This is a genomic window from Vibrio sp. LaRot3 (assembly GCF_027587025.1).
Classification (GTDB): domain Bacteria; phylum Pseudomonadota; class Gammaproteobacteria; order Enterobacterales; family Vibrionaceae; genus Vibrio.
The window spans coordinates 1-1,034 of record NZ_JAPPTI010000027.1 but is presented as its reverse complement, the minus strand read 5'-3'; the positions used below and the strand labels follow the sequence as shown (position 1 = coordinate 1,034).

Annotated in this window: 1 protein-coding gene; it reads left to right on the top strand. The window is 46.8% G+C overall.

Features of this window, described 5'->3' with window-relative positions:
• Positions 1-1,034, top strand: a 1,034-nt coding sequence (tuf, locus tag OH461_RS20035) for an elongation factor Tu (protein WP_270022301.1), incomplete at both ends; no start/stop codon positions are given.

Below are 1,034 nucleotides of genomic sequence, written 5' to 3'. Positions count from 1 at the left end.
AACGTTGGTACTATCGGCCACGTTGACCACGGTAAAACAACTCTAACTGCAGCTATCTGTACTACTCTTGCTAAAGTTTACGGCGGTGTAGCTAAAGACTTCGCATCTATCGATAACGCTCCAGAAGAGCGTGAGCGCGGTATCACAATCGCAACTTCTCACGTTGAGTACGACACTCCAACTCGTCACTACGCACACGTTGACTGTCCAGGACACGCGGACTACGTTAAGAACATGATCACTGGTGCTGCACAGATGGACGGTGGTATTCTTGTAGTTGCTGCAACAGATGGTCCAATGCCACAAACTCGTGAGCACATCCTACTAGGCCGTCAGGTTGGTATCCCATACATCATCGTATTCATGAACAAATGTGACATGGTAGATGATGAAGAGCTACTAGAACTAGTAGAAATGGAAGTTCGTGAACTTCTATCTGAATACGATTTCCCAGGTGATGACCTACCAGTTATCCAAGGTTCTGCACTAGGCGCACTAAACGGCGAAGAGCAGTGGGAAGCGAAAATCGTTGAACTAGCAGAAGCTCTAGATTCTTACATCCCAGAGCCAGAGCGTGCAGTAGACCAACCATTCCTAATGCCGATTGAAGACGTATTCTCAATCCAAGGTCGTGGTACAGTAGTAACAGGTCGTATCGAGCGCGGTATCCTAACTGTAGGTGACGAAGTAGAAATCGTTGGTATCAAAGAAACAACAGTAACTACATGTACTGGTGTTGAGATGTTCCGTAAGCTTCTAGACGAAGGTCGTGCAGGTGAGAACGTTGGTGCACTTCTACGTGGTACTAAGCGTGACGAAGTTGAACGTGGCCAAGTACTAGCGGCTAAAGGTTCAATCAACCCACACACTAAATTTGAGTCTGAAGTATACGTACTGTCTAAAGATGAAGGCGGCCGTCACACTCCATTCTTCAAAGGTTACCGTCCACAGTTCTACTTCCGTACAACTGACGTAACAGGCGATATCTCTCTACCAGAAGGCGTAGAAATGGTAATGCCAGGCGATAACATCCA